Source organism: Bradyrhizobium centrosematis (assembly GCF_045571495.1).
GTDB classification, from domain to species: Bacteria; Pseudomonadota; Alphaproteobacteria; order Rhizobiales; family Xanthobacteraceae; genus Bradyrhizobium; species Bradyrhizobium centrosematis.
In genome coordinates this window covers 675,668-689,085 of record NZ_CP120703.1, presented here as the reverse complement: position 1 = coordinate 689,085, position 13,418 = coordinate 675,668, and the positions used below count along the sequence as shown (strand labels likewise).

Here is a 13,418-nt window from a genome sequence, read left to right as displayed (position 1 = left end):
GGGAAGAAGTCGGGTCGAATCGAGATCATCTCGGCCGATCACGTCGCTGGCCAAGGCCTGGTGACAGAATCGTCGCGAATCGGCAGGGATATCGCGGCGGGTGGAACACATTCGCGTTTGGGGGCGTGCGTTTTGGCGTTGAGAGATCACAGACACCGGTGCTTGCGAACGGCTGCGGCGATTGCCACGGGCGTGCTGGCTTTTCCCACCGCCGGCCGCGCGGCCGATCTGCCGCTGAAGGCCCCGGCCCTGAAAGCGGTCTATGACTGGACCGGGCTCTATATCGGTGCGCATGTCGGCGTCACCCGCGGCACGTCCTCGGCGACGCTGAGCGATCCCACGCTCGCAACCGACAACAACGTCTTCACCGGCGCGACCGGCGGCGTCCAGGCCGGCTACAATTGGCGCCTCAGTTCGGGCCTGCTGCTCGGAGTCGAAGGCGACATCTCTTTTCCGAACTATCTGCCCTCCAATCATGTCGTGTCATCGGCAAGGACGGCGCTGTCGTTCTCGGAGGAACGCTGGGACTATGTCGCAAGCGTGCGCGCGCGGCTCGGCTACACCAATGGCGATTGGTTGTTCTACGCCGCCGGCGGCGCGGCCTTCACCGGCGAGCGCTTTCTCTCGACGCCGAACGGCGGCGTCGAAGAAAAGGTATTGCACACGCGGCTGGGCTGGACCGCAGGCGGCGGCGTCGAATACGCCTTCGCCCCGCACTGGACGACGCGGCTCGAATATCTCTACAGCAAGTTCGAGAATGCCAACGTCTCCTTCTCGAGCGGCGCGCAATATGCCTCGTCGATGGATTTTCATAGCCTGCGGCTCGGCCTCAATCGCAAGATCGACTGGCCGGGCGTGCCGACCTACAACCCGAAGTCGGATGTCACCGACACCGAGTCGAACCGCTGGGAGATTCACGGCCAGTCGACCGCGCTGGGGCAGGGTTACCCCGCGTTCCATGCGCCCTATACCGGAACGAACAGCCTGCTCCCGTCGCCCGATTTTCAGCAGACCTGGAGCAATTCGCTCTATCTCAATGCGCGGCTGTGGGATGGCGGCGAGGTCTATTTCAATCCTGAACTGCTTCAGGGATTCGGCTTCAACAACACGACGGGCGCGGCGGGCTTTCCCAACGGCGAAGCGCAGAAATCCGGTTTCCCCTATCCGCATTTCAATGCCTCGCGGCTGTTCGTGCGCCACACCTTCGGCTTCGGCGGCGAGCAGGAGGAGCTTGCCAGCGGCCAGCTTCAGCTCGCCGGCAAGGCCGACGTCTCGCGCCTGACCTTGCAGGTCGGCAAGTTCTCCGTGGTCGACGTGTTCGATGGCAATTCCTACGCGCATGATCCGCGCAAGGATTTCATGAACTGGTCGATTTGGGCTTCCGGCGCCTTCGACTATGCCGCCGACAAGCTCGGCCTCGGCTATGGCGCCACCGCCGAACTGAACCAGAAGCAATGGGCGCTCCGCGCCGGCTACTTCCTGGTGGATGCCGAGTCCAATTCGAACAATTTCGACATGAATATCGGCCGCCGCGGCGAATATGTGGTGGAGCTCGAGACGCGCTATTCGCTGTTCGGCCTCCCCGGCAAGCTGCGCACGCTCGGCTTCCTCAACAGCACATTCTCCGGCAGCTATCGCGAGACGCTGGACAATCCCGCCTTCGGCGTCGACATCACCCAGACCCGGCGCGGCCGCCTCAAGTACGGCTACGCGTTCAACGTCGAGCAGGCGATCACCGACGACATCGGCGTGTTCGGCCGCTGGAGCTGGAACGACGGCCGCAACGAGATCATGGCCTTCACCGACATCGACCGCAGCCTATCCGGCGGCGTCTCGGTGAAAGGAACGACATGGGGCCGGCCTGACGACGTCGTCGCCATTGCCGGCGCCGTCAACGGGCTCTCGCAGGACCACCGCGACTTCATCGCCGCCGGCGGTCTCGGTCCGCTGATCGGCGACGGCCGGCTCAACTACCGCCGCGAACGCGTGCTGGAGACCTATTACGCCTATGCGCTGAACAAGGCGCTGACCTTCACCGCCGACTACCAGCTCATCGTCAATCCCGCCTACAACGCCGACCGCGGACCGGTGTCGGTATTCTCGGGGCGGCTGCACGGGGAGTTCTAGCTGCGGCTCGCGCCGGGAAGAAACAAGGTTTCGCCGGCGGGCTTACCTCTCCCCAGCGGGGAGAGGTCGGATTGCTTTGGCGCGCAATTGCGCGCCTGAGCAATCCGGGTGAGGGGCCGCAGCATTCGGTGAGCGTGTAAGCCCTCACCCGAATCGCATCTTCGATGCGATCCGACCTCTCCCTACGGGAGAGGTGTTCTTGTCCTCAGCTCGCATCGAGCCAGTCCACTGCGCTCGCTACGCCGCGCGGATCGCGTCCAGGAATTTTCCGACCTCGGTCTTGAGACGGCTGCTCTCGCCGGACAGCGATTTGGCCGACGCCAGCACGTTGGAAGAGGCCGCCCCCGTCTGGCTCGCGCCGCGCTGGACGTCGACGATGCTGGCGGAGACCTGCTGGGTGCCGCGCGCGGCCTGCTGCACGTTGCGGGAAATCTCCCGTGTCGCTGCGCCCTGCTCCTCGACCGCCGAGGCGATGGCGGACGCGATCTCGGACATGCGGGTGATGGTGTCGCCGATCGCCTTGATGGCGCCGACGGAGTCCTCCGTCGCGGTCTGGATGCCCGTGATCTGCTGGCTGATCTCGCCGGTGGCCTTGGCGGTCTGCTCGGCCAGCGCCTTGACCTCGGAGGCGACGACGGCGAAGCCGCGTCCGGCCTCGCCGGCACGCGCCGCCTCGATCGTGGCATTCAGCGCCAGTAGATTGGTCTGGCCCGCGATCTGGCTGATGAGCTCGACGACGTCGCCGATCCGCCCCGCAGCCCGGGCGAGCTCGCCGACATGATCGTTGGTCCGGGCCGCCTGCTGCACCGCCTCGCCGGCAATGCGTGCGGAATCCTGCACCTGCCGGCTGATCTCGTCGACCGACGACGCCATCTCCTCGGCTGCGGCGGCAACGGTCTGCACATTGGTGGAGGCCTGCTCGGACGCCGCCGCGACGGTTGCGGTAACCTTTTCCGATTGATCGGCCGTGCTCGTCAGCGTGCCCGCCGATATTTCCAGCTCGGACGAGGCCGACGACACCGTGTTGATCACATCGCCGATCATGGCCTCGAACTCGCGCGCGACCTGGTCCATGCGCTGACTGCGCTTCAGCTTCGCCTCAGCTTCGACCGCGGCGGCCTCGTCGGCGGCCTTCTTGGCGAGCAGCGAATCCTTGAACAATTGGAGCGAGCCCGAAACCTGGCCGATCTCGTCGTTGCGGCCCGTCGCCGGAATCTCCACCGCGTGCTGTCCGGCGGCGAGCGATCCGATCACGTCGGCAATCCGGCCGAGCGGCGTCACCACGCGCCTGCGCAGCATCATCGTCACGCCACCGAGCGTGCCGAGCAGCGCCAGCACCGCAACGCCCGCGAGCGCGAGCATCGCGAGCGCGCCGTCGCGCGCGGCCGAGGCGCGCTCCGCGGCTTCCGCCAGCGCCGCATCGCGCACGCCGTAGAACATCTGGATCGCCGGCACGATCACCTTCGCCAGGTCGTCGGCGGTCGCGCCGTATTTGCCGTCACTCCGGGCCGCGGGAAGCTCCTTGTCCACGGCAACCGCGGCTTGCCCGAAATAGGAGTCCGTTGCCGCCTTGTGCGCGGCGGCGATGCGGGCGGGATTGCCGAGCTGTTCGAGACCCGCCTCGATGCGCTCGCGATCGGCCTCCACGCGTCCCTGCATGCGGTCCATCAGCGACAGCTCGGCTGCGGTGAGCGGGCGGCGTGCGGACAGCGCCGGTGACAGCGTGGCCGCGCGGCTGCCGGCCGAAACGCGCAGATCCTGCGCCGTTCGTGCCAGGCTCAACAGCGCCGCAAGCGAGGAATCGGCATTGATGATCTTCGCCTCGAGCCGGTTCATGACCGGTTCGATGTGGCCGATGACATCGGCAACACCGGGCAGGAAGCCCTTTATCGCGGCGCTGTCGCGCGCCGCAAGCGGGACGCCCATCGCGCGATCGGCAGCAACAGTGATCTCCTTCAGCCGCCGTGCGGCGCGGTCGAGATTCTCCGCGATCGCGCCGCCATCATCCAGCATCATGACGGCGCGCCGTGCGGCCTCGAAGCCCGCCTCGGCAGTTTTCGAAGCCTTGGTGGCTGCCTCGAGCTGGGCCTGCGTTGCCGCGCCTTCCTGGAAGATCGGTCCGATATAAGGCGCGCGAAGGCTGGCGACGTGCTGGCTGGCCATCAGCGTCGCGCCGAAAGCATCGACGGTCTTGATCGCATCGGAGCGGTTCGTGAAGATGCGCGTCTGGGGGATCAGCACCTCGGCGCCGAGGATGACCGCAAATACCGTCACCGTCAGCATCGACAGCGCGAAAAGTTTCCCGATCCGCATCTGGGGTCCCCCGAATAGATTTCTGCAATGTCGAAAACCTAAGCCGGGGCCACTAAGGGCTCGTTAAGCAACGCTCCGTAGTTCCGCGGAGGATCAGGTCGTCGCAGAGAGCCTCGAAGCGCGGTGACGCGGGGTTCCCGGATCGAGAATGCGCAGATTTGCCAGCACTTCCTCACTGAATACCTATATCAATGGTCTGCGCCCCATCCGGCCACACTGGCTTACCTCCGGAACATCAATGCTCTCCCTGGAACTCGTCATCGTCGTCGTCCTGATCGTGATCAACGGCCTGCTCTCGATGTCCGAGCTGGCCGTGGTCTCGTCGCGTCCGGCGCGGCTGTCGCTGCTCGCGGCCAAGGGCGTGCGCGGTGCCGAGCGGGCGCTGACGCTGGCAGCCGATCCCGGCAAATTCCTCTCGACGGTGCAGATCGGCATCACGCTGGTTGGGGTGCTCTCCGGCGCGTTCTCCGGCGCGACGCTCGGACAGCGGCTGACGCAATGGCTGCTCGAGCTCGGCCTGTCCTCCGGCGTTGCCGACATCGTCGGCGTCGGCATCGTGGTCACGCTCATCACCTACGCCACCCTGATCGTCGGCGAGCTGGTGCCGAAGCAGGTCGCGCTGCGCGACCCCGAAAGCATCGCGGTCAGGGTTGCCCCGGCCATGCACGTGCTCGCGAAAGTCTCGCTACCGCTGGTCTTCCTGCTCGACGTTTCCGGCAAGCTGATCCTCACTTTGCTCGGCCGCGGCGGCAAGTCCGAGGAGAAGGTCTCGGAGGACGAGATCCATCATCTCGTCAGCGAGGCCGAGAGCGCGGGCGTGCTCGAGCCCGGCGAGAAGGAGATGATCGCCGGCGTGATGCGGCTCGGCGACCGGCCGGTCGGCGCGGTCATGACGCCGCGCACCGAAGTCGATGAGATCGACCTGAACGACGATCCGGCCGCCATCCACGAGATCATCGCGAGCAGCCCGCACTCGCGCTTTCCCGTTTCCGATGGCGATCGCGACAAGCCGATCGGCGTGCTCCAGGCCAAGGACCTGCTGGTCGCCTATATGAACGAGCGCAATCCCGATTTGCGCGCGCTGGTGCGCGAGGCGCCTGGCATTCCGGCGTCCGCGGACGCGCGCGACGTGCTGACCATCCTGAAAGCCGCTCCGGTTCACGTCGGACTGGTCTACGACGAATATGGCGGCTTCGAAGGCATGGTGACCGCCGCCGACATCCTCGAATCCATCGTCGGCGCCTTTCATTCGGAGGAAGGACCGCCGGAGCCGGCCTTTATCAGGCGCGCCGACGATTCGCTCCTGATCGCCGGCTGGATGCCGGTCGACGAGTTCGGCGAGCTGCTCGGCGTCGAGCTGCCGCCGCACCGCTACAACACGGTGGCGGGCCTCGTGCTGCAACAATTCAGCGCGCTGCCTAACGTTGGCGACGCCTTCGACTTCGGCGGCTGGCATATCGAGGTGGTCGATCTCGACGGGCGAAGGATCGACAAGATCCTGGCGAGCCGGTTGAGCGAGGTCGAGACGGGCTAACTTGCGCGAAGGCGCGAGTACGCGCGCTGTTGTGGCGCATGCTGGCGCTCCAAATCTCTGCTCGTCGTCCCGGACAAGCGTGCCTCAAGCGCGCGCCGATCCGGGATCCATACTCCCGGAAGGCCGTTTGGCGAAGACTTGCCGCGCGGTCCTGTTACCAACCGCCATCGATAGATCACGCGGTATGGGTACCGGATCGGCGCTCCGCTTCGCTGCGCTTGTCCGGGACGACAGCGGAATTTTTGGGCGCGAACTTGTCTAGACGCACCCCTACCCGAACCTCACGCCGATCCGCTTCTCCTTGCGCCAGACCACGGTGCAGGACCGACGGGTTCCGTCGGCCTGGAGGAACAGGGTGAAATGCTCGGGAATGCCGACCGGGCTGGTGACGTCGAGCGCCGCGCCGGCGTCGGACAGGTTGCGGACGGTGCAATCGATGGCGCCGCCACCGAACTCAATCGTTCCGGCCTTCAGCACGCGATGCCTCGCCTTGTCGCGCCGTTCATTCATGGGCACAACCTACATCCAAAGTTGAACCAAACGTTAAATGCCAGCTTCGCTCACGGCGTACATTCGCCCGGGCCGGCGATGGCGCCGCGCCCTTCGGCAACGCCGTTACGGCGCCGGCTGGAACGTCTCCGCCTGCGCCATCCGCCAGGCGTCGCGGAAGCGCGGATCGTCGGTGCCGTCCAGCAGCTCGCCCGGACGCAGCGCCGGATAGAGCTGCGCGAAGGTTTGGACCTTGGTCGTGGACGTGCGCTGGCTGAAATGGATCGGGCGCAGCTGCTGCGGATGATCCAGGCCTGCCGCAGCGATCAGCTCGGTCAGCGAATGCAGCGTCGCGTGGTGATAATTGTGCACGCGGTCGATCTTGAGCGGCACGTAGAGCGCACGCGCGCGCGTCGGATCCTGCGTCGCCACCCCGGTCGGGCAGCGGTCGGTGTGGCAGCTCAGCGACTGGATGCAGCCGAGCGAGAACATGAAGCCGCGCGCCGAGTTGCAATAATCGGCGCCGATCGCCATCGCCCGCGCCATGTCGAAGGCGGTGGCGATCTTGCCCGACGCGCCGATCTTGATGCGGTCGCGCGCATTGATACCGACCAGCGCGTTGTGGACGAAGTTGACGCCCTCGCGCATCGGCATGCCCAGATGATCCATGAACTCCAGCGGCGCCGCACCTGTGCCGCCTTCATTGCCGTCGACGACGATGAAGTCGGGATAGATGCCGGTCTGAAGCATCGCCTTGCAGATCGCCAGGAATTCCCAGGGATGTCCGATGCAGAGCTTGAAGCCGGCCGGCTTGCCGCCGGACAGGCGCCGCATCTCGGCGATGAACTGCATCATGCCGATGGGGGTCGAGAAGGCGCCGTGCGAGGCCGGCGAGATGCAATCCTCGCCCATCGCGACGCCGCGAATCTTCGAGATCTCCTCCGAGACCTTGGCGGCTGGCAGCACGCCGCCATGGCCGGGCTTGGCACCCTGGCTGATCTTGAGCTCGACCATCTTGATCTGGTCGTCGCCGGCGACGCGTGCGAACGCCTCCGGATCGAAGCTGCCGTCGAGATGGCGGCAGCCGAAATAGCCGGAGCCGATCTCCCAGATGATGTCGCCGCCCATCTCGCGGTGATAGGGGCTGACGCCGCCTTCGCCGGTGTCGTGCGCGAAGCCGCCCTTCTTGGCCCCGGCGTTCAGCGCGCGCACCGCATTCGGGCTGAGCGCGCCGAAGCTCATCGCGGAAATGTTGAACACCGAGGCCGAATAGGGCTTCTTGCAGTCGGGGCCGCCGATGGTGATACGAAACTTCTCCTGGGCATGCGTCTTCGGCGACACCGAGTGGTGCATCCACTCATAGCCCTCCCGGTAGACGTCCTCCTGGGTGCCGAACGGACGTTTGTCGAGCTCCATCTTGGCGCGCTGATAGACCACCGCGCGGGTGTCGCGCGAGAACGGCATGCCGTCCTTCTCGCTCTCGAAGAAGTATTGCCGCATCTCCGGGCGGATCTCTTCGAGCAGGAAGCGGATATGCGCCGAAATCGGATAGTTGCGCAGCACCGCGTGGCTCTTCTGCAAGAGATCGCGGACGCCGAGCAGGGTCAGCGCGCCGAAGATCAGGATCGGAATCAGCAGGATGTCGAAGATCTTGTGGTCGGTGATGCCGATACCGATCAAGAGCGCGGTAACGACCGCGCAGATCGTCAGGACGATGAAGCGCGGCGAGAAGGGCAGCAGAAGGGTTTCAACGATCCCCTCTTCCGCCAGCGGCAGACGTTTCGGGGATGCATGCGTCTTGTTGTCGTCAGCCACGATTCCGATCCTCTCGCCAGCATGAGGCGGTACGATACGCCCTCGCCTGTCATACGGATATGACGCAGCCCTTGTTTCAGGCTAGCGAATTCGGCCGCGGCAGATCAATCCGCCGAGAGGTTGGGTTGCTGCGACGCAGCAGAGGGGGTGGGACTGGGAGGGGCCGCAGTGGCCACGAAACTGAGCTGTCGTCCCGGGCAAGCATAGCGCAGCCCCGGGATTCATATCCGCGGAAGGGATGTTGGGCGAAGCCGGTGATAACCAGCCTTCGCAAAACTGCTCCCTGCGGGTCTTGCGTCCCGGATCGGCGCGCGCTTTCGGCGCGCTTGTCCGGGACGAGGAGTGAGTGAGGTGAAGCCATCCCGCAAAAGCGAGAGGGCGGCAATCAGCGCTCGACGAACGCCTTCTCGATCACGAAATGGCCGGGCCTGTTGCCGGACCCTTCGATGAAGTCGCGGCTCTCGAACATCACCTTCAGCTCTTCCAGCATCGCCGGGCTGCCGCACATCATGATGCGGTCGGTTGCGATGTCGAGGGGCGATTGTCCGATGTCGTTGAAGATCTGCTCGGAGTTGATCAGGTCGGTGATGCGACCGCGGTTCTTGAACGGCTCGCGGGTCACGGTCGGATAGTACACCAGCTTGTCTGCGAGCAATTCGCCGAACAGCTCGTCCTCGCGCAGGGTCGCGACGAGCTTCTCGCCGTAAGCGAGCTCGGAGACCTGACGGCAGCCATGCACCAGCACGATCGACTCGAACTGATCGTAGACCTCGGGGTCCTTAATCAGGCTCGCAAATGGTGCGAGGCCCGTTCCGGTCGAGAGCAGCATCAGCCGCTTGCCGGGAAGCAAATTGTCGGGGATCAGCGTGCCGGTCGCCTTGCGGCCGACCAGGATGGTGTCGCCTTCCTTGATCTTCTGCAGACGCGAGGTCAGCGGGCCGTCCTGAACCTTGATGGAGAAGAATTCGAGCTCTTCTTCGTGGTTGGCGCTCGCCATGCTGTAGGCGCGCAGCAGCGGGCGGCCGTCGACCTCGAGGCCGATCATGGCGAACTGGCCGTTCTGGAACCGGAAGCCGGTATCGCGCGTGGCGCGGAAGCTGAACAGCGTGTCGGTCCAGTGCTGAACGGAAAGAACCTTCTCTCGGTAAAACGCGCTCATGATTTTCGATATTCCGAATAATTGCGGTTTTCGGGCAAAAGCATTGCCCGGCCCCTGAAAGCGGGGCGGACACCATTGCCATGGCGGAGGATTTCGCGTGTGTGATCTACGCCATTGAGACCAATAATCAACCTCGTTCCGGATGCAATTGATGCTGGTCAAACCGGCATTTGCGGCAGAACTGGTCACATCATTAATGAATCTGCTGCCTGGCCTGCAGGGAGGGCAATTTCTTTCCCCTCCCGGGCTCGGATGCAGCACTTAATTTCCGTCGCGCTCGCGAGAATTTCATTAAGAATAGCTCTGATTTCCGCACGGGATTGACGCCGCTGTCCGCATTTTTACGGCTCTCCGCGACGGAACGACGACAGACAGGACAAACCATTTGGCAAGCGACGAGCGAATCTTCGTTCAGGCGATCCGGCACTATTGCGCAGACCGCGGCATCACGGTCGATGTCCACGCCGGCGGCTGGCTGATCGCGATGCGCCGGGGCGAGATGCGCCGTTTCGCTTTCGGCTACGACATCGGCCTCAACAGCGCCATCGCGCACCGCCTCGCCAACGACAAATCGGCCACGGCCGAGGCGCTGACGCTGGAAGGGGTGCCCTGTGTTCCCCATCACCTCTTCCTCAATCCGAAGCTGGGCAGGAACGTGGTCGGCGCGAACTGGCGTGGGGCGATGCTGGACCTGCTGCGTGACAATCCGCAAGGCGTGGTGGTCAAGCCGAACGAGGGAACATCGGGACGCTCGGTGTTCAAGGTCACGACGGAAGCGGAACTGGACCACGCCGCCGGCGAGGTGTTTTCGATGAGCGCCGGGCTCGTGATCTCGCCCTATGTCGCGATCGACGACGAGGTCCGCGTGGTGCTGCTCGGTGACGTTCCGCGCGTCGTCTACAGCAAGCAGCGCGGCTCGGATTGGCGGCACAATCTCGATGCCGGCGCAAGGCCGCTGCTGCTGGAGGACGGCGACATCCGCACAGCCTGCGTGAAGCTCGCGATCGAGGCCGCGCGCGCCATCGGCATCATCTTTGCATCGATCGACGTCGTGCGCGTCGACGGCGCCTGGCGCGTGCTCGAGATCAATTCCGGCGTGATGATGGAGGCGCTGGGCAAGCTGCATCCGGACCTGGTGCAGGCGACCTATGACGCGGCGCTGGACCGGGTGTTCGGGGGAGAAGAGCAATAACCGCGTAAGGAGGTCCCCACCCTCCCCTGGAGGGCAGGGCTATCGCATATGGAGTGAACGATGCGGCGGCATCGGCACTGGGCTCCCTCTCCCGCTTGCGGGGGAGGGCTGGGGTGGGGGTGCCCCCGCGTCGAGATTGCTAGAGATTGAGGAGGATGTCCCTGGGTGGCGAGAGCCCTCACCCGCCGCGCTCTGCGAGCGCGTCGGCCTCTCCCGCAAGCGGGAGAGGCCGAGCAAGTCCGCAGACCGTCCTCGTGAAGTCCATATGTGATGTCGCGTGCGGCCATCCTTCGAGACGCCCGCCGTTGGCGGGCCCTCAGGATGAGGACCGAGTGCGTTTCGCTGGTTTCGACGGGCTCCGATGCCGCTTAGCCTCATCCTGAGGAGACCGCGAAGCGGTCGTCTCGAAGGACGAGGCGCGCGCTCAGCTCGTTCAAAGAGCCACATGCGATTCCCCTTTCCCCTCCAGGGGAGGGTAAGAGAAGCGGCTCAATTATTCGCGCTCGCCGAATCATCCATCGCCTTGAACGCCTCTTCCAGCTGCAGCGAGATCGGCACGTTCAGGCGCTCGCCGGTGGGAAGGCGTGCGGTGAACCATTTGTTGTAGAGCGGCACGAGGTCGCGGTTGGAGCCGAGCTTGCGGAAGGCGCGCTCGACCACGGCGGAGAGCTGCGGCTCGCCCTTGCGGAACATGATGCCGTAGGGATCGTAGGACAGATAGTCCCCGACCACGCGAAAATATTCCTGCGCCTTGTGGCGCGCGATCAGGCCATAGAGCAGGATGTCGTCGGTTGCGAATGCATCGGCCTTGCCATCGTTCACCATCCGGAACGACTGCTCGTGATCCGGCGCGGTCACGATGTTGAGGCCGAGCGAGAGCTTCTTGTCGACGGCGTGCATCGCCTGCTCGTTCGTCGTGCCCTTGGTCACCACCACGGTCCGGCCCTTCAGGTCCGCGACACCGGAAATTGCCGCTCCCTTCGGCACCATCAGCTTGGTGCCGGCGACGAACATCAGCGGCGAGAAGGCGACGCGCTTGCCGCGCTCGGCATTGGCGGTGGTCGAGCCGCATTCCAGGTCGATCTTGTTCTGGAGCACGGCGTCGATGCGGTCGTCCGAGGTGACCTTGACGTAGTCGATCCTGAGATTGGGATCGTCGACCTCGACGCCGATCTCCTCGACGATGGCCTCGCAGAGCTCGAGGCTGTAGCCGATCGGACGGCCCGATTGATCGAGGAAGGAGAAAGGCGGCGAGCTTTCGCGATAGCCGAGCCGCACGGTGTGCGCCTTCTTGATGGCGGACAGCGTCGGGCTGAGCCCTTCACCGCCGGCCTGCGCGAGCACCGAGGTCGTGAACAACGAGGTCGCGAGCAAGGAGGCCGCGAGCAACGAGGCCGCGAACCACACGCGGCCCGAGGTCAGCGACCTCGCTGGGATCTGGCCCATGGCTCGCTCCTACCCATGGCCGGCCATCGCTGGCACCTCGCCCGGCACCATGTCGTCGGGCACGACGTCGGCAGGTCCGAGCGCATGCTCGGGCCCGAGCTCGCCCTCCCATTTGGCCACGACCGAGGTCGCCAGCGTGTTGCCGATCACGTTGGTGGCGCTGCGGCCCATGTCGAGGAAAGTGTCGATGCCCATGATCATCAACAGGCCCGCCTCCGGGATGTTGAACTGCGCCAAGGTCGAGGCGATCACGACGAGGGAGGCACGCGGCACGCCGGCGACGCCCTTGGAGGTGATCATCAGCGTCGCCAGCATCGCGAGCTGGGTGCCGAGCGGCATGTCGATGTGATAGCTCTGCGCGATGAAGATGCTCGCGAAGGTGCAGTACATCATCGTGCCGTCGAGGTTGAAGGAATAGCCCAGCGGCAGCACGAAGCTCGAGATCCGTGACGAGGCGCCGAAGCGGTTCAGCCCCTCCAGCGTCTTCGGATAGGCCGCCTCCGAACTCGCAGTCGAGAACGCGATCATCAAGGGTTCGCGGATCAGCTTCAGGAGATGGCTGTAGCGCGGCCCGATCACGATGAAGCCGACGATAACCAGAATGGCCCACAGGATCATCAGCGAGAGATAGAAGCCGCCCATGAAGACGACGAGCTTCCAGAGCACGGCGAGGCCGTTCTTGGCGACGGTGGCGGTGATCGCAGCCCACACCGCGAGCGGTGCGAACAGCATCACGTAGCTCGTCACCTTCAGCATGATGTGGCCGACGTCGTCGATCATCGCGAGGATCGACTTGGAACGCTCCGGCATCGCGCCCATCGCCACCGAGAAGAACACGGCGAAGATCACGATCTGCAGGATCTCGTTCTGCGCCATCGCGTCCGCGATCGAGGTCGGGATCAGATGGGTCAGGAATTTCTCGATCGAGAAGGCCGAGACGGGCAGGCCGGTCGATTGCCCCGCCGCGGGCAGAGTGCCCGGGAAGTTCGCGCCAGGCTGCAGCAGATTGACCATGATCAGGCCGAGCAGCAGCGAGATGAAAGACGCGCTGACGAACCAGCCCATGGTCTTGGCGAAGATGCGGCCGAGCTTGGCGCCGGAGCCCATATGGGCGATGCCGCCGACCAGCGTCGCGAACACCAGGGGCGCGATGATCATCTTGATCAGGCGCAGGAACATCATGGCGATCAGGTTGATGGCGGAGGCCCACTCGGCGCGCGTATCGGGCAGGAAGTTGTAGATCGCCGATCCCATGACGATGCCGAGCACCATCGCTGCCAGAATGTATTGCGTGAACCTGTTCGACATCGCTTACTCCCACGTACACCGGCGCTTCATGATGT

The 13,418-nt window shown here is 64.7% G+C and carries 9 protein-coding genes; 3 read left to right on the top strand and 6 right to left on the bottom strand.

All coding sequences use genetic code 11. The annotated features are described in order from the left end of the window. The first annotated feature begins 162 nt into the window (after positions 1 to 162). Positions 163 to 2,127, top strand: coding sequence for a carbohydrate porin (locus P6U31_RS03235; RefSeq protein WP_407186833.1), 1,965 nt, complete (start codon positions 163 to 165; stop codon positions 2,125 to 2,127). A 237-nt stretch (positions 2,128 to 2,364) separates the two neighbouring features. Here P6U31_RS03235 and P6U31_RS03230 read toward each other — a convergent pair whose 3' ends face one another. Continuing rightward, positions 2,365 to 4,440, bottom strand: a complete 2,076-nt coding sequence (locus P6U31_RS03230; protein ID WP_407186832.1) for a methyl-accepting chemotaxis protein — start codon at positions 4,438 to 4,440, stop codon at positions 2,365 to 2,367. 238 nt (positions 4,441 to 4,678) lie between these two features. Here P6U31_RS03230 and P6U31_RS03225 point away from each other — a divergent pair, with 238 nt between their 5' ends. Continuing rightward, complete coding sequence (locus P6U31_RS03225; RefSeq protein WP_407186831.1) at positions 4,679 to 5,974, top strand: hemolysin family protein; 1,296 nt, start codon at positions 4,679 to 4,681, stop codon at positions 5,972 to 5,974. A gap of 270 nt (positions 5,975 to 6,244) precedes the next feature. On the opposite strand, the gene P6U31_RS03220 is transcribed toward P6U31_RS03225, so the two are convergent. The 3 genes from P6U31_RS03220 to P6U31_RS03210 all read right to left on the bottom strand — a co-directional run bounded on the left by P6U31_RS03220 (position 6,245) and on the right by P6U31_RS03210 (position 9,437). Beyond that, the gene (locus P6U31_RS03220) at positions 6,245 to 6,484 is read right to left on the bottom strand and encodes a PilZ domain-containing protein (RefSeq protein WP_407186830.1); all 240 of its coding nucleotides are present in this window, start codon (positions 6,482 to 6,484) and stop codon (positions 6,245 to 6,247) included. Between the two features lie 105 nt (positions 6,485 to 6,589). Then, positions 6,590 to 8,278: an FMN-binding glutamate synthase family protein gene (locus P6U31_RS03215; RefSeq protein ID WP_407186829.1), complete on the bottom strand. Its 1,689-nt coding sequence runs from the start codon at positions 8,276 to 8,278 to the stop codon at positions 6,590 to 6,592. Positions 8,279 to 8,663: 385 nt separating this feature from the next. After that, positions 8,664 to 9,437 (bottom strand): ferredoxin--NADP reductase, encoded by a 774-nt coding sequence (locus P6U31_RS03210; RefSeq protein ID WP_407186828.1) that lies wholly within the window; start codon positions 9,435 to 9,437, stop codon positions 8,664 to 8,666. A gap of 385 nt (positions 9,438 to 9,822) precedes the next feature. On the opposite strand from P6U31_RS03210, the gene P6U31_RS03205 reads away from it, so the two are divergent. Beyond that, positions 9,823 to 10,629 (top strand): RimK family alpha-L-glutamate ligase, encoded by an 807-nt coding sequence (locus P6U31_RS03205; protein ID WP_407186827.1) that lies wholly within the window; start codon positions 9,823 to 9,825, stop codon positions 10,627 to 10,629. 489 nt (positions 10,630 to 11,118) lie between these two features. Here P6U31_RS03205 and P6U31_RS03200 read toward each other — a convergent pair whose 3' ends face one another. Continuing rightward, on the bottom strand, positions 11,119 to 12,075 hold the full coding sequence (locus P6U31_RS03200) for an amino acid ABC transporter substrate-binding protein (RefSeq protein WP_407186826.1): 957 nt from the start codon (positions 12,073 to 12,075) through the stop codon (positions 11,119 to 11,121). Positions 12,076 to 12,084: 9 nt separating this feature from the next. Continuing rightward, on the bottom strand, positions 12,085 to 13,383 hold the full coding sequence (locus P6U31_RS03195) for a dicarboxylate/amino acid:cation symporter (protein ID WP_407186825.1): 1,299 nt from the start codon (positions 13,381 to 13,383) through the stop codon (positions 12,085 to 12,087). Positions 13,384 to 13,418: the final 35 nt, after the last annotated feature.

Coding starts and splice junctions, on each gene's coding strand:
- P6U31_RS03200 (WP_407186826.1), bottom strand. CDS start 12,075: ATGGGCCAGATCCCAGCGAGGTCGCTGACCTCGGGCCGCGTGTGGTTC.
- P6U31_RS03210 (WP_407186828.1), bottom strand. CDS start 9,437: ATGAGCGCGTTTTACCGAGAGAAGGTTCTTTCCGTTCAGCACTGGACC.
- P6U31_RS03195 (WP_407186825.1), bottom strand. CDS start 13,383: ATGTCGAACAGGTTCACGCAATACATTCTGGCAGCGATGGTGCTCGGC.
- P6U31_RS03225 (WP_407186831.1), top strand. CDS start 4,679: ATGCTCTCCCTGGAACTCGTCATCGTCGTCGTCCTGATCGTGATCAAC.
- P6U31_RS03230 (WP_407186832.1), bottom strand. CDS start 4,440: ATGCGGATCGGGAAACTTTTCGCGCTGTCGATGCTGACGGTGACGGTA.
- P6U31_RS03220 (WP_407186830.1), bottom strand. CDS start 6,484: ATGAATGAACGGCGCGACAAGGCGAGGCATCGCGTGCTGAAGGCCGGA.